Origin of the sequence: Kitasatospora sp. HPM-01-4, from assembly GCF_051374625.1 — a bacterium.
GTDB lineage: Bacteria > Actinomycetota > Actinomycetes > Streptomycetales > Streptomycetaceae > Kitasatospora.
In genome coordinates, this window is sequence record NZ_JBPQGP010000005.1 from 5,464,704 (window position 1) to 5,481,155 (window position 16,452).

General features: G+C 70.9%; 17 protein-coding genes. 14 read left to right on the forward strand and 3 right to left on the reverse strand.

The window, feature by feature from the left end; genetic code table 11:
* Positions 1-5: 5 nt before the first annotated feature.
* From ACSMTC_RS23810 to ACSMTC_RS23850, 9 genes are all read left to right on the forward strand, one after another.
* Positions 6-563 (forward strand): F0F1 ATP synthase subunit B, encoded by a 558-nt coding sequence (locus ACSMTC_RS23810; RefSeq protein ID WP_436561744.1) that lies wholly within the window; start codon positions 6-8, stop codon positions 561-563.
* Complete coding sequence (locus tag ACSMTC_RS23815; protein WP_436561745.1) at positions 560-1,375, forward strand: F0F1 ATP synthase subunit delta; 816 nt, start codon at positions 560-562, stop codon at positions 1,373-1,375. Before ACSMTC_RS23810 ends, ACSMTC_RS23815 begins: the two co-directional genes overlap by 4 nt.
* 150 nt (positions 1,376-1,525) lie before the next feature.
* Positions 1,526-3,100 carry a F0F1 ATP synthase subunit alpha gene (gene atpA, locus ACSMTC_RS23820; protein ID WP_436561746.1) on the forward strand — a complete coding sequence of 525 codons (1,575 nt, stop codon included), beginning with the start codon at positions 1,526-1,528 and terminating at the stop codon, positions 3,098-3,100.
* Positions 3,101-3,132: 32 nt separating this feature from the next.
* Complete coding sequence (locus tag ACSMTC_RS23825; RefSeq protein ID WP_436561747.1) at positions 3,133-4,047, forward strand: F0F1 ATP synthase subunit gamma; 915 nt, start codon at positions 3,133-3,135, stop codon at positions 4,045-4,047.
* Between the two features lie 2 nt (positions 4,048-4,049).
* Positions 4,050-5,504 carry a F0F1 ATP synthase subunit beta gene (atpD, locus tag ACSMTC_RS23830; RefSeq protein ID WP_436561748.1) on the forward strand — a complete coding sequence of 485 codons (1,455 nt, stop codon included), beginning with the start codon at positions 4,050-4,052 and terminating at the stop codon, positions 5,502-5,504.
* A gap of 203 nt (positions 5,505-5,707) precedes the next feature.
* Positions 5,708-6,088, forward strand: coding sequence for a F0F1 ATP synthase subunit epsilon (locus tag ACSMTC_RS23835; RefSeq protein ID WP_436561749.1), 381 nt, complete (start codon positions 5,708-5,710; stop codon positions 6,086-6,088).
* A 130-nt stretch (positions 6,089-6,218) separates the two neighbouring features.
* Positions 6,219-6,725 carry a DUF2550 domain-containing protein gene (locus tag ACSMTC_RS23840; RefSeq protein ID WP_436561750.1) on the forward strand — a complete coding sequence of 169 codons (507 nt, stop codon included), beginning with the start codon at positions 6,219-6,221 and terminating at the stop codon, positions 6,723-6,725.
* 235 nt (positions 6,726-6,960) lie between these two features.
* Positions 6,961-7,599 (forward strand): Uma2 family endonuclease, encoded by a 639-nt coding sequence (locus ACSMTC_RS23845; RefSeq protein WP_436564791.1) that lies wholly within the window; start codon positions 6,961-6,963, stop codon positions 7,597-7,599.
* Between the two features lie 13 nt (positions 7,600-7,612).
* A complete protein-coding gene (locus ACSMTC_RS23850) occupies positions 7,613-8,185 on the forward strand; it encodes a cob(I)yrinic acid a,c-diamide adenosyltransferase (RefSeq protein WP_436561751.1) in 573 nt (190 codons plus the stop codon).
* Here ACSMTC_RS23850 and ACSMTC_RS23855 read toward each other — a convergent pair.
* Positions 8,182-8,712, reverse strand: a complete 531-nt coding sequence (locus tag ACSMTC_RS23855; protein WP_436561752.1) for a hypothetical protein — start codon at positions 8,710-8,712, stop codon at positions 8,182-8,184. The two genes, ACSMTC_RS23850 and ACSMTC_RS23855, sit on opposite strands and share 4 nt — an antisense overlap.
* Positions 8,713-8,859: 147 nt before the next feature.
* On the opposite strand from ACSMTC_RS23855, the gene ACSMTC_RS23860 reads away from it, so the two are divergent.
* Both ACSMTC_RS23860 and ACSMTC_RS23865 read left to right on the forward strand, forming a co-directional pair.
* Entirely contained in the window at positions 8,860-10,059 is a 1,200-nt protein-coding gene (locus ACSMTC_RS23860; protein WP_436561753.1) for a sensor histidine kinase, read from the forward strand.
* Positions 10,056-10,709 carry a response regulator gene (locus ACSMTC_RS23865; protein ID WP_436561754.1) on the forward strand — a complete coding sequence of 218 codons (654 nt, stop codon included), beginning with the start codon at positions 10,056-10,058 and terminating at the stop codon, positions 10,707-10,709. Before ACSMTC_RS23860 ends, ACSMTC_RS23865 begins: the two co-directional genes overlap by 4 nt.
* A 23-nt stretch (positions 10,710-10,732) precedes the next feature.
* On the opposite strand, the gene ACSMTC_RS23870 is transcribed toward ACSMTC_RS23865, so the two are convergent.
* Complete coding sequence (locus ACSMTC_RS23870) at positions 10,733-11,020, reverse strand: hypothetical protein (protein ID WP_436561755.1); 288 nt, start codon at positions 11,018-11,020, stop codon at positions 10,733-10,735.
* Positions 11,021-11,191: 171 nt separating this feature from the next.
* Here ACSMTC_RS23870 and ACSMTC_RS23875 point away from each other — a divergent pair, with 171 nt between their 5' ends.
* The 3 genes from ACSMTC_RS23875 to ACSMTC_RS23885 all read left to right on the forward strand — a co-directional run bounded on the left by ACSMTC_RS23875 (position 11,192) and on the right by ACSMTC_RS23885 (position 15,374).
* On the forward strand, positions 11,192-12,058 hold the full coding sequence (locus ACSMTC_RS23875) for a 3-hydroxyacyl-CoA dehydrogenase family protein (RefSeq protein WP_436561756.1): 867 nt from the start codon (positions 11,192-11,194) through the stop codon (positions 12,056-12,058).
* A 318-nt stretch (positions 12,059-12,376) separates the two neighbouring features.
* On the forward strand, positions 12,377-12,748 hold the full coding sequence (locus tag ACSMTC_RS23880) for an STAS domain-containing protein (RefSeq protein WP_436561757.1): 372 nt from the start codon (positions 12,377-12,379) through the stop codon (positions 12,746-12,748).
* Positions 12,749-13,031: 283 nt separating this feature from the next.
* The gene (locus ACSMTC_RS23885; RefSeq protein ID WP_436561758.1) at positions 13,032-15,374 is read left to right on the forward strand and encodes an ATP-binding protein; all 2,343 of its coding nucleotides are present in this window, start codon (positions 13,032-13,034) and stop codon (positions 15,372-15,374) included.
* Between the two features lie 87 nt (positions 15,375-15,461).
* Here ACSMTC_RS23885 and nucS read toward each other — a convergent pair whose 3' ends face one another.
* Entirely contained in the window at positions 15,462-16,121 is a 660-nt protein-coding gene (nucS, locus tag ACSMTC_RS23890) for an endonuclease NucS (RefSeq protein ID WP_436561759.1), read from the reverse strand.
* Between the last annotated feature and the right edge of the window lie 331 nt (positions 16,122-16,452).

Sequence of the window (16,452 nt, forward strand, 5' to 3'; positions counted from 1 at the left end):
CAGATATGAGCATCGCGGCTCAGATCGCGGCTGAGGAGAAGATGAACCCTCTCCTCCCTGCGTGGCCCGAGGTCATCATCGGCCTGCTCTGCTTCTTCATCGTCTTCGGTCTCCTCGGCAAGAAGCTCCTCCCCAGCATCGAGAAGGTGCTGTCGGAGCGCCGGGATGCCATCGAGGGCGGTATGGAGCGTGCGCAGACCGCCCAGGCCGAGGCCCAGGCCCTGCTTGAGCAGTACCGCGCCGAGCTCGCCGAGGCGCGCCACGAGGCCGCCCGCATCACCGAGCACGCTCGCGAGCAGGGCGCCGTCCTGATCGCCGAGATGCGTGAGGAGGGCCAGCGCCAGCGGGACGCGATCGTCACCGCCGGCCACGCCCAGATCGAGGCGGACAAGAAGCAGGCGACCGCCGCCCTGCGTCAGGACGTCGGTTCGCTCGCTTCACAGCTGGCGTCCCGCATCGTGGGTGAGTCCCTCGAGGACCACGCCCGCCAGAGCGGTGTGATCGACCGCTTCCTGGACGAGCTGGAGGCCAAGGCCGCCGTTGCCCAGGGCGCGGCCAAGTGATCGGCGCCAGCCGCGAGGCCCTGGCGGCCGGTCGCGAGAACCTGGAGAGCCTGACCGACAACACCTCGGTGGACTCGGCCAAGCTCGCCGAGGAGCTCGCCGCCGTGACCGTCCTGCTGGACCGCGAGGTGTCGCTGCGCCGCGTTCTGACCGACCCCTCGCGGTCGGGCCAGGACAAGGCCCAGCTGGTCTCCTCGCTGCTGTCCGGCCAGGTCTCCGGCGAGTCGGTCGACCTGGTCGCCGGCCTGGTCCGGTCCCGTTGGTCCGGCTCCCGTGACCTGGTCGACGCCGCCGAGGAGCTCGCCGCCTACGCCGAGATCATCGCGGCGGAGAAGGCCGGCTCGCTGGACGACGTCGAGGACGAGCTGTTCCGCTTCGGCCGTGTGGTCGCCGGTTCGCACGAGCTGCGCTCCGCGCTCACCGAGCCCAAGGCCGGTGCCGTCGAGAAGACGGCACTGATCAAGAAGCTGCTCGGCGGCCGTGCCAACCCCGGTACCGTCCGCCTGGTCACGTCCCTGGTCACCAACCCGCGTGGCCGTAGCCTGGAACAGGGCCTCGAGTCCTACTCCAAGCTCGCCGCAGCCCGGCGTGGCCGCGTGGTGGCCCTGGTCACCGCGGCCGTCCCGCTGTCGGACCGCCAGAAGGAGCGGCTCACCACCGCTCTGGGCGGGCTGTACGGCCGCCAGGTACATCTGAACATCGACATCGACCCCGCGGTCGTTGGCGGTGTCCGGGTGCAGATCGGTGACGAGATCATCGACGGCACCGTGACGAGCCGCCTCGAAGGCGCTCGCCAGGCCCTCGAAGGCTGAGCACCAGCACCATCCGACCCTCGGTCGGGCGCCGACTCAACAAGAGCCGGTAAATCGTACGGCCGGTTCATACGACCCGGCCGAGAGTCGAGTACTTGCGGCCCTCAATGGCGGGCCGAGGATCGCAAACTAGGAGAGCAGGGAAGCCTGATGGCGGAGCTTACGATCCGTCCGGAGGAGATCCGGGACGCGCTGGCCGACTTTGTCCAGTCGTACCAGCCGGACGCCGCCTCGCGTGAAGAGGTCGGCACGGTCACTGACGCGGCAGACGGTATCGCCCATGTCGAGGGCCTGCCCTCGGTCATGGCCAACGAGCTGCTGAAGTTCGAGGACGGCACCCTCGGCCTCGCGCTGAACCTCGACAGCCGCGAGATCGGTGTCGTCATCCTCGGTGAGTTCGGTGGCATCGAGGAGGGCCAGACGGTGCGCCGCACCGGCGAGGTCCTCTCCGTCCCGGTCGGCGAGGGCTACCTCGGCCGCGTCGTGGACCCGCTGGGCAACCCGATCGACGGCCTGGGCGAGATCGCCTCCGAGGGCCGCCGCGCCCTGGAGCTGCAGGCCCCCGGCGTCATGGTCCGCAAGTCGGTCCACGAGCCGATGCAGACCGGCATCAAGGCCATCGACGCGATGACCCCGATCGGCCGCGGCCAGCGCCAGCTGATCATCGGTGACCGCCAGACCGGCAAGACCGCGGTGGCGATCGACACGATCATCAACCAGCGGGACAACTGGCGCTCCGGCGACCCGAAGAAGCAGGTCCGCTGCATCTACGTCGCCATCGGCCAGAAGGGCTCCACCATCGCGTCCGTCCGCGGCGCCCTGGAGGAGGCCGGCGCGCTGGAGTACACCACCATCGTGGCCGCTCCCGCCTCCGACCCGGCCGGCTTCAAGTACCTCGCCCCGTACACCGGTTCGGCCATCGGCCAGCACTGGATGTACGACGGCAAGCACGTCCTGATCATCTTCGACGACCTGTCGAAGCAGGCCGAGGCCTACCGCTCCGTCTCCCTGCTGCTGCGCCGTCCGCCGGGCCGCGAGGCCTACCCGGGTGACGTCTTCTACCTGCACTCCCGCCTGCTGGAGCGCTGCGCCAAGCTCTCCGACGAGCTGGGTGCCGGCTCGATGACCGGTCTGCCGATCATCGAGACCAAGGCCAACGACGTCTCGGCGTACATCCCGACCAACGTCATCTCCATCACCGACGGCCAGTGCTTCCTGGAGTCCGACCTGTTCAACGCGGACATCCGTCCGGCCGTGAACGTCGGTATCTCGGTCTCCCGCGTCGGTGGCTCCGCCCAGATCAAGGCCATGAAGTCGGTCGCCGGCCGCCTGCGCCTGGACCTGGCCCAGTACCGCGAGCTGGAGGCGTTCGCCGCCTTCGGTTCCGACCTGGACGCGGCCTCCAAGTCGCAGCTGGAGCGCGGTGCCCGCATGGTCGAGCTGCTGAAGCAGGGCCAGTACCAGCCGTTCCCGGTCGAGGAGCAGGTCGTCTCCATCTGGGCCGGCACCACCGGCAAGCTGGACGAGGTCCCGGTCGCCGACATCCGCCGCTTCGAGCGCGAGTTCCTGGACTACGTCCGGATCGAGCACAAGAACCTGCTCGCCGCGATCGTGGAGACCGGCAAGCTGGAGGACGGCACCATCGACGCGCTGACCACCGCGATCGACACCTTCAAGCAGGGCTTCACCACCGCTGACGGCAAGCTGCTCTCCGAGCAGGCCTGAGTCCGGTAACGAGGGAAAGGACGTAACGACCCATGGGAGCACAGCTTCGGGTCTACAAGCGCCGGATCCGCTCTGTCACCGCGACGAAGAAGATCACCAAGGCGATGGAGATGATCTCCGCGGCGCGCATCGTCAAGGCGCAGCGCGCGGTGGCCGCCTCCACTCCGTACGCCGATGAGCTCACCCGGGCGGTGACGGCGGTGGCCACCCGGTCCAACGCCAAGCACCCGCTCACCACCGAGAAGCCGGGCGCCAAGCGCGCCGCGGTCCTGCTGGTCACGGCGGACCGTGGTCTGGCAGGCGGTTACTCGACCAACGCCATCAAGCAGGCGGCCGCTCTGACCGAGCGGCTGAAGGCCGAGGGCAAGGACGTGGCGACGTACATCGTCGGCCGTAAGGGTGTCTCGTACTACGCGTTCCGCAATCTTCAGATCGCGGACTCGTGGACGGGCTTCTCCGACAAGCCGACGTACGCGGACGCCAAGACCGTGGCGAGCGAGCTGATCGAGGCCTTCACCGCCGAGGACGGCGGTGTGGACGAGCTGCACCTGGTCTCCACCAAGTTCGTGTCCATGCTGACGCAGACTCCGATGGAGGCCCGGCTGCTGCCGCTGAAGCTGGACGAGGTCCAGCTCAGCGACGAGTCCTCGGCCAAGCACCAGATCTTCCCGCTGTACGACTTCGAGCCGTCGGCCGAGGGTGTCCTGGACGCCCTGCTGCCGCGGTACGTCGAGAGCCGGATCTACAACGCGCTGCTGCAGGCGGCCGCCTCCGAGCACGCCGCCCGCCGGCGCGCGATGAAGAGCGCGACCGACAATGCGGGCGAGCTCATCAAGTCGCTTACGCGGCTTGCCAACTCGGCCCGCCAGGCCGAGATCACCCAGGAAATCAGCGAGATCGTCGGTGGCGCCAACGCGCTCGCTGACGCTAGCCGCGGGAGCGAGTGAGAATGACCACCACTGTTGAGCCGACGGGCGCCGGACTGGCCACGGGCCGCGTCGCCCGGGTCATCGGCCCGGTCGTCGACGTGGAGTTCCCCGTCGACGCGATTCCGGACATGTTCAACGCCCTGCACGTCGAGGTGGAGAACCCCGACGGCACGGGCAAGAAGACCCTGACCCTCGAGGTCGCCCAGCACCTCGGCGACGGCATGGTCCGCGGCATCTCGATGCAGCCGACCGACGGCCTGGTCCGTGGTTCGCAGGTCTCCGACACCGGTGCGGCGATCTCCGTCCCGGTCGGCGACATCACCAAGGGCAAGGTGTTCAACGCCCTCGGCGACGTGCTGAACACCGACCCGGAGGAGTTCAACGCGCAGGTCGGCACCCGCTGGCCGATCCACCGCAAGGCGCCGAACTTCTCGGAGCTCGAGTCCAAGACCGAGATGTTCGAGACCGGCATCAAGGTCATCGACCTGCTCACCCCGTACGTCCGCGGTGGAAAGATCGGTCTGTTCGGTGGTGCCGGTGTCGGCAAGACCGTTCTGATCCAGGAGATGATCTACCGCGTCGCCCGTAACTTCGGTGGCGTCTCCGTGTTCGCCGGCGTCGGCGAGCGCACCCGTGAGGGCAACGACCTCATCCAGGAGATGATCGACTCCGACGTTCTGGACAAGACCGCCCTGGTCTTCGGCCAGATGGACGAGCCGCCGGGCACCCGTCTGCGCGTGGCGCTGTCCGCGCTGACCATGGCGGAGTACTTCCGCGATGTGCAGAAGCAGGACGTGCTGCTCTTCATCGACAACATCTTCCGGTTCACCCAGGCCGGTTCCGAGGTGTCGACCCTGCTCGGCCGTATGCCCTCCGCGGTGGGTTACCAGCCGAACCTGGCCGACGAGATGGGTCTCCTCCAGGAGCGCATCACCTCGACCCGCGGTCACTCGATCACCTCGATGCAGGCGATCTACGTCCCCGCGGACGACCTGACCGACCCGGCCCCGGCCACCACCTTCGCCCACCTGGACGCGACCACCGTTCTGTCGCGTCCGATCTCGGAGAAGGGCATCTACCCGGCCGTCGACCCGCTGGACTCGACGTCCCGCATCCTGGACCCGCGGTACATCGCGCAGAACCACTACGACACCGCCGTGCGTGTCAAGGGGATCCTGCAGAAGTACAAGGACCTCCAGGACATCATCGCGATCCTCGGTATCGACGAGCTGTCCGAGGAAGACAAGATCACGGTGCAGCGTGCCCGCCGCATCGAGCGCTTCCTCTCGCAGAACACCTACGTGGCGAAGCAGTTCACCGGTGTCGAGGGTTCGACCGTCCCGCTGTCGGAGACCATCGAGGCCTTCAACGCGATCGCGGACGGCAAGTACGACTCCGTCCCGGAGCAGGCCTTCTTCATGTGCGGTGGCATCGAGGACCTCGAGCGCAACGCCGCCGAGCTGGCGAAGAAGTAATCGCCGGGCCGGATGATGGCTTAACGACCGTGAGGGGTGGTCCCCGTCTCCTGGGGGCCACCCCTCACGGCTCAAGCGGCTGTGATCCCGGTCATCTCCGTGTCCTTGGTTTCATTCCGGGGGCGCGGGCCCGTTATTCTTACCGAAACTGCCGAGTAATCGGGGCCTGCCCTGGTATCTCGGCGAGAGCCTAGGAGCCCACGTTGGCTGAGCTGCACGTCGAGCTGGTCGCAGCCGACCGCAAGGTGTGGTCCGGTGCGGCCACCATCGTTGTCGCCCGTACGGCCTCCGGTGACACCGGCATCATGCCGGGACACACCCCGGTGCTGAGCGTGCTGGAGTCCGGCCCGGTCACCATCCGCACCACTGATGGCGGCATCGTCATCGCCGCGGTGCACGGTGGCTTCATCTCCTTCGCCGACAACAAGCTGTCTCTGCTCGCAGAGGTGGCCGAGCTGGCGGACGAGATCGATGTCGCCCGTGCCGAGCGGGCACTCGAGCAGGCCAAGCAGGAGCTGGACTCGCACGCCGAGCGTCGCGCCGAGGTCCGCCTCTTCGCGGCCCGCGGCCTGAAGGCCGCCTGAGCGTAGCTTGACCGACGGTCCCGGGGACGCGAGAGCGTGACCCCGGGACTGTCGTATCAGTTGGTAGGTCAGTGCGGTCGCTTGATACGACCGATACGGGGAACGCAGGTCAGCGAGGAGGTCGGTGAGCATGGTCCTCGCCCTTGTGGTGTGTGCGGCGGTCGTGGGCCTGGGAGTTCTTGGCCTGGTGGCCTTCGCGGTACGCCGCCGCGTGATCCAGCGCGTGGGCGGGACGTTCGACTGCAGCTACCGCCTCAAAATGCCGGCGGACGCCTCCACGCAGCCAGACCTCGACGAGACCGGCGAACCCATCCCAGCCTCCACCCCCAAGTCCGGGGCAGACGGCAAGGGGTGGGTTTTTGGTATCGGCCGCTACAGCGGCGACTGCATCGAGTGGTTCCGGGTCTTCTCCTACGCCCCGCGTCCGCGCAGGATCCTCCCCCGTACCGAGATCGAGGTGCTCGGCCGCCGCTACCCCGAGGGCCAGGAGGAGCTCGCCCTGCTCTCCGGCTCCGTCGTGCTCCGATGCCTCCACAACGGATCCCCCCTCGAACTCGCCATGAGCGAGGACGCCCTCACCGGCTTCCTCGCCTGGCTGGAGGCCGCCCCGCCCGGGCAGAGGGTGAACGTCGCGTAGCGACGGACCCTCGGGTCGGGGGCACCCCCGCCCGGAGGGTGGGGGCGGGTGAACGTCGCGTAGCGACGGACTCTCGGGTCGGGGGCGGGTCAACGTCGCATGATCTTGAGTCGCCCTTTCGGGCGGTCTCGTTCGGGTTTCCTCCTGCGGTCAGGCGTGTCCGCCTAGCGTGTGTGGCGTTGGTTGTGCCACCGAGCTCGGCCCGCCCACACTGTACGGAGGAGGTGTGCTCTCGATGACTGCTATGGCCCAGGAACCGGACCTCGATTTCGAAGTCGAGGAGGAGGCTCCCGACCTCGATGAGGTGCTCTGGCAGGCCTGGAAGACCCTTGATCTCCCCGAGGGCTATCGAGCGGAGATCGTAGAGGGGTTCATCGAGGTGTCACCCACCGGACGTCGTGGCCATGCTCGTATCGCGAACCGCCTTCGAGATGCCCTGGTTCTCTTCCTGACGGGCAGTGGCTACGCGGCCTACCAGGACGTGAACGTCGTCTTCGGTCGGAAGGTGTGCATTCCCGATCTCTTCGTAGCGCCCGAGGAGATCGACGACATTCCGGACGCCGAAGGACTCGGCGTCGTGGCATCCGGTGTGTCGCTTGTCGCCGAGGTCGTCTCCCCGGGGGCGGAGGCGCATGAGCGTGATCTGGAGCGCAAGCGTCGTACGTACGCGCGCGCGGGTATCCGCGTGTACGTCATCATCGACGACTTCGACGGCAAGGGCCATGTCACCGTGCTCTCCGAGCCGAACCCGAAGAAGGCGACCTACGAGGCCGAGGTCCGGATGCCCTACGGCACCGAGGTGATCGTGCCCGAGGGGCCGGCCAAGGGCTTTGTGATCGGGACCGCAATCACGGGTGAGCCGCGCGAGGCGTGACTAGGCTGCGGCCATGGTCAATCTCACGCGTATCTACACCCGTACCGGCGACGACGGGACCACCGCGCTCGGAGACATGAGCCGGACCACCAAGACCGATCCGAGGCTGGTCGCGTACGCCGACGCGAACGAGGCCAATGCCGCGCTCGGCGTGGCCATCGCGGCCGGGGCGCTGCCCGAGGACGTGGTCGCCGTGCTGACCCGGGTGCAGAACGACCTCTTCGACGTGGGGGCGGACCTCGCGACGCCGGTCGTCGAGAACCCCAAGTACCCGCCGCTGCGGGTGCTGCAGAGCTACATCGACCGGCTGGAGGCCGACTGCGACCACTATCTGGAGCAGTTGGAGAAGCTGCGCAGCTTCATCCTGCCCGGGGGGACGCCGGGCGCGGCGTACCTGCACCTCGCCTGCACCGTGGTCCGCCGGGCCGAGCGGGCGACCTGGGCGGCGATCGAGGTGCACGGGGAGACGGTGAACCCGCTCACGGCCAAGTACCTGAACCGGCTGTCGGACCTGCTGTTCATCCTCGCGCGGGCGGCGAACAAGGAGCGCGGGGACGTGCTCTGGGTGCCGGGGGAGAACCGCTAGCGGGGGCGCTTGGGGAAGACGGTGTAGCTGGCGGCGACGACCAGGCTGATGCCGGTGACCCAGGCCATGCTCCGGTACCACTGGGTGAGGGCCGCGGTCCGGGCGGTGTCGCCGACCAGGGCGGTCATACCGGCGATGAGGGCGACCGTGACGGCGGCGGAGACCAGGGTACGGGCGAAGATCCTCCATTCGTGGGCGGCGCGGGCGCTCCCGTACTTCGGTGGTCTCACCGGAGGCGGGCCGCCCGCGAAGCGGTGGGCGAAGCGGGCGTCGGCCCAGGCCACCAGGTAGTGCCCGTAGCCGACGGAGAAGCCGACGTACGACGCGGCCAGGCCGTGGGTCCAGTCGGCCACCGTGCCGTGCCGCAGGTCCCGCACGGTGGCGGCGAGCACCAGGAGGTCGATCAGCGGCAGTGCGACCAGCAGGGCCGTGCCGGCCCGCCGCCATCTGAGCAGGTACCGTGCGGCGAGGGCGGCGGCCAGCACCACCCAGAAGCCGATCTCACCGGCGAGGATCAGGGAAACCATGCTTCGAGGGTGTGGGAGCACACACCGGGTGCACCTCGTCGCGGTTGCTGATTTCCCGCTGCAACCTTCGATGTACCGGCACTCCTCCGCCAGGCCGCCCCGGGGCCCGGCGGCGGATGGTGTGATGGTGCCGTGCGAAGGAGCGGTGTGCGAAAGATCAGTCTGGGGCCGCGTCAGGAGGACCTGCTCATCGCCGTCGCCGGGCTGCTGGGGGGCCTGGCGCTGACGGCGTTCGGCGCGTACGACCGTACCGGGGTCCCGGCCGGGGTGAACCTGGTACCGCTGGTGGCGATGGCCGGTCTCGAACTGGTGCGGCGTACCCGCCCGTGGTGGACGGTGGGCCTCGGCGCGCTGCTCTTCAGCGCCAACACCTTCGCCGGGTCGAACCTGGCCACGGTGGTCATGTACACCGACCTGCTCTACGCGGCCACGCTCTACGGCAGCCGCCGGATGGCCACCGTGCTGCACCTCGCCGGCGCCGGGATGACGGTGGTGCTGTCCAGCCTGGTGCTGATGTACGGCACGGTGGCCCAGGCGCTGCTGGTGGCGGCCTTCGCCGGTCTCGTCTTCATGGCCCCCGTCTGGACCGCCGACCTCCTGCGCGAGCACCGGGACCGTGCCGACACCGAACGGCTGCGGGCCGAACAGACCGCGCTGCTGGCCGAGTTGGACCGGCGCGAGGCCGTGGTCGCCGAACGCTCGCGGATGGCCCGCGAGTTGCACGACGTGGTGGCCAACCACCTGTCCGCGATCGCGATCCACGCCACCGGCGCCCAGTCGCTGGCGCGCCGTCAGCAGCGTCCGGCCGACGATCCGCTGCTGGTGGCGATGGCGGTGATCCGGGAGAACAGCGTCCAGGGGCTGGCCGAGATGCGCCGGATGATCGGCCTGCTCAGGGAGCGGGACGAGGGCTCGTACGAGGCGCCCAAGCTGGAGGCGCTGGACACCCTGCTGACCCAGGCCCGGGCGGCGGGGCGGGACGGCGGGCTGGTCTTCGAGCTGGCCGAGGACGGCGAGCGCGGCGAACTGCCCGCCCCCGTCGAGCTGGCGGCGTACCGGATCGTCCAGGAGTCGCTCACCAACGCGCTGAAGCACGCCGCCCCCGGCACCGTCCGGCTCGGCCTGTCCTACCGCCCCCGGCACCTGGAGATCGTCGCGGACAGCCCCTACCGGGCCGGGGAGACGCCCGCCGCACCGGGGGCGAAGGCGGGCCTGGTCGGGATGGGTGAACGCGCCGGGCTGCTCGGCGGCAGCCTGAAGGCCGGGCCGGTGACCGGCCCCGACGGCGAGCGGTGGCGGGTGCGGGCGGTGCTGCCCAGGGAGCCCGAGGGCGAGGAGGGGACATGACGATCCGGGTGCTGGTGGCCGAGGACCAGGCGGCGGTGCGCGCCGCGCTGGTGATGATCCTGCGGGCCGAGCCCGGCCTGGAGGTGGTCGGCGAGGCCTGTGACGGCGAGCAGGCGGTCGAGCTGGCGCTGCGGCTGCGGCCTGACGTGGTGCTGATGGACGTCCAGATGCCCAGGCTGGACGGGGTTTCGGCGACCCGGCAGGTGGTGGCGGCCGGGGCGGCCCAGGTGCTGGTGCTCACCACCTTCGACCTGGACGAGTACGTGTACGGCGCGCTGCGGGCGGGCGCGGCCGGGTTCCTGCTCAAGGACCTGGAGGCGGACACCCTGATCGAGGGCATCCGTACGGTCGCCCGGGGCGACGGGATGCTCGCACCCTCCGTCACCCGCCGCCTGATCGGCACCTTCGCCCGCCCCGACCGGCCCGACCAGCCCCGGGCGAAGGCCGCCGTGGAGGGACTGACGCCGCGCGAGCGCGAGGTGCTGGCCTGCCTCGGCGCCGGACTCTCCAACAACGAGATCGCCACCCGCCTGGCGATGGCCGAGGCCACCACCAAGACCCATGTCAGCCGGATCCTGGCCAAGCTGGAACTGCGCAGCCGGGTCCAGGCGGCCATCCTGGCCCAGGACTTGGGGCTGGTCGCGGAGTAGCGGCCCACGCCGGGCGGTACGCGCTATTCGAGGTGGAGTGCCTTGCGGGCGGCGGGGACGTCGGCGGGCCAGACCATCAGGCGCAGGCCGTCGCTGGTGCGCGCCAGGGTGTACCTGAGCCCGGCGGACCGTAGCAGCGCGGCCAGCCGGCGGGCCTCGGCCGGGTCCTCGGGGGCGGCCACCGGCACCAGCAGGCCGTACTCCTCGGGTCTGCCGCTGCGCGGTGGACGGGCCACCAGGGACTTGCCCGAGCCGTACGTCCAGCGCAGCAGCAGGATCAGGAGCCCGACCACCGCGAAGGAGATCAGCATCAACGCCAGGGTGCGCACGTTTCAACCTCTCAGCGGTCGGGCGCAGATCACACCGCACAAGTTCACCACGGGACGCCCCGGGGCATTAGAGTCCGGCGCGTGAGTGAGCGGTGCGGCTCGGCGGGTGACCCCGGCCTGAGCCGCCATCAGGACCGGACTCGGGAGACAGCCATGAGCAACGCATCCACCCAGCAGATCGCCGTGATCGGCGCCGGACTGATGGGCGCCGGCATCGCCCAGGTCTCCGCGCAGGCCGGTCACCCGGTGGTGCTGCGGGATGTGACGGACGCCGCGCTGCAGCGCGGTCTGGACGGTATCCGGGCCTCGTACGACAAGTTCGTCTCCAAGGGCAGGATGACCGCCGAGGAGGCGGAGGCGGCGCTCGGCCGGATCACCACCACCACGGACCTGGGCGCGGTCGGCGAGGCCGACATCGTGATCGAGGCGGTGTTCGAGCAGCTGGAGGTCAAGGAGGGCGTCTTCCGCGAGCTCGACAAGCTGGCCAAGGACGGCGCGGTGCTGGCCTCCAACACCTCGGCCATCCCGATCACCCGGATCGCCGCCGCGACCTCGCGTCCGGAGAGCGTCGTCGGCGTGCACTTCTTCTCGCCGGTTCCGCTGATGAAGCTGGTCGAGCTGGTGCGCGGCTACAAGACCAGCGACCGGACGCTGGCCACCGCCCGCGCCTACGCCGAGGGCGTCGGCAAGGAGGTCGTGGTGGTCAACCGCGACGTGGCCGGCTTCGTCACCACCCGTCTGATCACCGCCCTGGTGGTCGAGGCCGCCAAGCTGTACGAGTCGGGCGTCGCCACCGCCGAGGACATCGACACCGCCTGCCGTCTGGGCTTCGGCCACCCGATGGGTCCGCTGCAGACCGCCGACCTGACCGGTGTCGACATCCTGCTGCACGCCGCGCACAACATCTACGCCGAGACCAAGGACGAGAAGTTCGCCGCCCCCGAGGTGATGGCCCGCATGGTCACCGCCGGGGACCTCGGCCGGAAGAGTGGCCGCGGCTTCTACGGGTACGAGAAGTAGGACGGGAAGCGGGCCAAGGGCACGCCGGGACCAGGCTGATCGGCCGTCCTGCGGCAGAGGCACCGGGTGAGTTTGCTCACGCCTCTGCCGCAGACGGGTGATTTGGGCGGTAATCGAGCGTGGGTCTGGGGTCCGACTGCGTATATTCCCTCGGACGAGTGAAGTTGTTTCAGATCTGACAGTGACCAGCAACCTGCACAGCGGCTTCACCGTCAGATGAGGGGGAGTGTGGGCGTGGCCCCCGGAGTGCGACGCGGCCCAGGCGTCGGCCCGGGACGGAGCCTCGGAGCCCCCGGCGCCAGAGCGGAGGAGGAGAGCGTGCGCATCACCGGCGACCACGGCCGTCTGGCCATCGAGGGCCGCCTCGACGTCCGCAGCGCCGCCGACGCCCGGGTCCGGCTGCACCAGGCGGTGGACGGCGGCCAGGGGGACCTGGTGCTCGACCTGTCCGCTCTGGAGGCCTGGGACGCCACCGGTCTGGGCGTGATCATGGGGACGCACCGGCGGGCCGGGCGGCTGGGGCGTCGGCTGGTCCTGCGGGCCGTGCCTGCGCAGCTGCAGCGGCTTCTGGTGGCCACCCGCCTGCACCGCATCCTCGCCGTCGAGGGCACCGTCGCAGACCCGTACGGCACCGGACTCCCCGCGCTCGGTGTCACCCCGCCGAACCCGCTGGTCGCGCCCTACCTCTGAGTGCGCCTCACCGCCGAGTGAGCGCCTCGCGGACTGCGCCCCGGGTGTTCCGACCCGTGAGGCCGGGGGCGGGAAGCCCGACGTTGCACGCTCCCTCGCGCGTCCCCGCACCCCGGCGCGCCGCGACTCGCTGACGGCCGGCCCGGGACCCGTCGTGACGGGGCTGGTGTGCGGTCGCCGCGCCGCCGGGCGCCCCCTCACCCCTGGACTGGGATCGGGGGGACGAGTATGCGAGAGTCAGCGCTCGGAAGGGTGACGGCAGAGCATGGGCGGTGCGGAACACGTGGGACAGCCAACCGGAGACCTCCGGCAGGACGGACTGCGGCCCAGGACAGGTGAAGTGGTCTCCGGCGGCCTGTTGCTGACCGTCGGAAACCCGGACGGCTCCGAGGCCAGGCCCTGCCCGGAGGAGTGGCGTCCCGTACCGCGCCGCCGCGGCCCCGCCGGCCGCCGCGGCGAGCCGGTGCCGAGGCCGGCGGTCGGCCCCGAGGCGTTCGGCCGGCCCCAGGCCGATCTGCCGCTGCTGGAGCGGGAGGCCGAGATCGCGGACCTGCTGGACCTGCTCTCCCAGGGGCGGTCGGTCCGCCTGATCGGCCAGCCGGGCTCGGGCCGGAGCGTCCTGCTGGCGGCCGTCGCCGAGGCCGCCGCCGACCTCGCCCCGGACGGTGTGGTCCGGCTCAACGGCTACCGCAGGACCGCGCAGGACCTGCTCCAGGACCTCTTCGCCGCCGTCTACGACAACCCTGGCTACCGTCCGGACCGCCACCGGCTGCCCGCTCTGCTGGCCCCCGTCGGCGCGATCGTCGTGATCGACGACGTGGAGCCGTCCGGCGAGGAGCTGGAGGGGATGCTCGCCGCCGCGCCCGACTGCGCCTTCCTGATCACCGTCGCTCCGGACAGCCCGGCACCGGTGCCCGGTTCCCGGCTGGAGGACCGCCCGGTGGCCGGGCTCTCGCGGCCCGCCTGCCTGGGGCTGGTGGCCCGGCTCGCGGGGCGGCCGCTGGAGGAGCAGGAGCGGTCCTGGGTGGTGGACCTCTGGTTCGAGTCGGAGGGCCTGCCGCTGCGCTTCGTCCAGGCGGCCGCGCTGCTGCGGCAGCGCGACGCCGAGGTCGACGGTCTGGTCGTGGCCCGCCAGGAACGGCACAGCGTCTTCGGCCTGGTGAAGGACGTGGCCGACCCGGAGGACCCGGCCGAGCTGGAGAGCGAGCTGCGCCGTACCGTGCCGCTGCCCACGGTCGTGGAGAGCGCCTCGCCGGCCGTACGGCTGGCGGAGGGGCTGAGCGAGCCCGCGCAGGCGGTGCTGCGGCTGGCGGTGGCGTTCGGCGGCGAGCTGCCGGCAGCTCCGCACCTGCCCGCGCTGATCGACGTCGGGCTGGGCGAGAGCGCCCTGCGGGAGCTGTCCGACTGCGGGCTCGCGGTCTCGGTCGGCGGCCACCACCGGCTCTCCTCCGGCGCGCTCGAACTGCTCGCGCCGCACTGGGCGCCGGGGACGATCGCGGACGGTGCGGCCCAGCACTTCTCCTGGTGGGTCGGCCACGGTTCGGTGGACGTCGGACAGGTCGCCGCCGAGGCCGAGGTGCTGATCGGCGCGCTGCTCGCCGACCGGGAGGCGGGCCGCTGGCAGGAGGTGCTGCGGCTCGCCAGGGCGGCGGCCGGGGCCTGTGCCCTCTCGCTGCGCTGGGGCGCCTGGGAGCGCACCCTGGAGCTCGGTCTTCAGGCCGCGCAGGCGCTCGGTTCCACGGCGGACCAGGCCTGGTTCCGGCAGGAGCTGGGTGTGCTGGCGTTCTGCCAGGGGGCGCCGGAACGGGCGCGGGCCGAGCTGGAGACGGCCGTGACGCTGCGGGCGGCGTTCGGCGAGCCGCGCGGGAGCGCGGCGGCCCGGCGGATGCTCGATCTGCTGCAGGCCGAGACCGTGCGGCTGCCGGTGGTCGAGGGTACGCCGGCGGCCGAGAGCCGCCGTACCTCGATCCGGGCGATCGCGGTCCCGTGGCGGCTTCGGAGCGCCCGGGTGCCCGAGCGGACCCGGCGGGCCGTACTGGCCGTCGGTACCGCGGTGCTGGCGGTCTCCGTGCTCGGTACGGCGGTCGGCCTGGGCCTGGCCGGGTCCCACTCGGGTCGGACCAGGACGGTGCAGCCGGCCGCTTCACCGAGCGAGGACCCGCTCATCGAGAACCAGCCCACGGCCGGGAGCACGGCGGGCGGCTCGCGGCCCTCGGCCGGCGCCTCGGCCCCGGCGGGCCACGTGAAGGTCCCCGGGCCGGAGGGGGCCGGAGGAGCGGCCTCGGTGACGGGCGGCGGTACGGGTCACGGCGGCCACCGGCCCGTCGGCGGGAACCCGCCCGGCTCGTCGGCCACCGAGCCGTCCTCGGAGCAGACGTGGGAGCCCGCGCCCACCCACGGCAGGCCCGGCGGCGGCGGTGGCAGGCCGTCGCCCACCGGCGACCAGCCGTCGAGCGAGTCGCCGGCCCCGGAGCCGTCCAGGTCCACGCAGTCCACGCCGCCGAGCGATCCCCCCACCACGAAGCCGTCGACCGGCACGCCGACGAGTCCGGCGCCCTCGACGCCGCAGACGAGCAGCGCCGCTTCGGGAACGCAGAGCGGTGGCACCGCTTCGCAGACGCCGTAGGAGACGCCTGCCCGGGGGCTTGTCAGTCAAGCCCCAGGGGCGCGGGTGCCCTCACCCGCGCCCCTGGGGCCACCCGCCGCGCTCGGCTCAGAAGAGCTTGAGCTTGTCGTCGTCGATACCGCGCAGCTCGTCGTAGTCCAGGACGACGCAGCCGATGCCTCGGTCGGTGGCGAGGACACGGGCCTGGGGCTTGATCTCCTGGGCGGCGAAGACACCCTTCACCGGGGCGAGCAGCGGGTCGCGGTTGAGCAGCTCCAGGTAGCGGGTCAGCTGCTCGACGCCGTCGATCTCGCCGCGCCGCTTGATCTCGATGGCGACCGTGGCGCCGTCGGCGTCGCGGCAGAGGATGTCGACCGGGCCGATGGCGGTCGGGTACTCGCGGCGGATCAGCGACCAGCCGGCGCCGAGGACCTCCATCCGGTCGGCCAGCAGCTCCTGGAGGTGGGCCTCGACGCCGTCCTTGACCAGACCGGGGTCGACCCCGAGCTCGTGCGAGGAGTCGTGCAGGACCTCTTCCAGGCTGATGATCAGTTTCTCACCGGCCTTGTTGGTGACCGTCCAGGTGCCGTCGGCCTCCTTGAGACTGCAGGGCGGCGACATCCAGTTGAGCGGCTTGTAGGCGCGGTCGTCGGCGTGGATGCTGACGCTGCCGTCGGCCTTGACCAGGATCAGCCGGGTGGCGGACGGGAGATGGGCGGAGAGCCGACCGGCATAGTCGACTGAGCAACGGGCAATTACGAGACGCACGGTCGACCACGCTAGCCCACCGGGGCCAGTTGAAGCGATTCCGCGACGGCCGGGTGAAGAAAGCCCGGACACGGCGAACCATGGAGTCCGGCACCCGCGAGCCGGCGGCCACGGCACCCGCCGTCACGGCGGCCCGGGGCCGCTCAACGGGGATGGAGACGTGAGATGAACGGTCCGACGGGATCCGGCCAATCTGGTTCTTCGGGCGGTTATTCCGGTGCAATGCGCCGGATTGGCCAGCCGCGCTGACGATCGCCTGTCACTCTGTGGTGAGCGGTCGTCGCTCGATCCGGTGGCCACCGGGTCATCCGTCGTACCCGGGTCCTTCGCG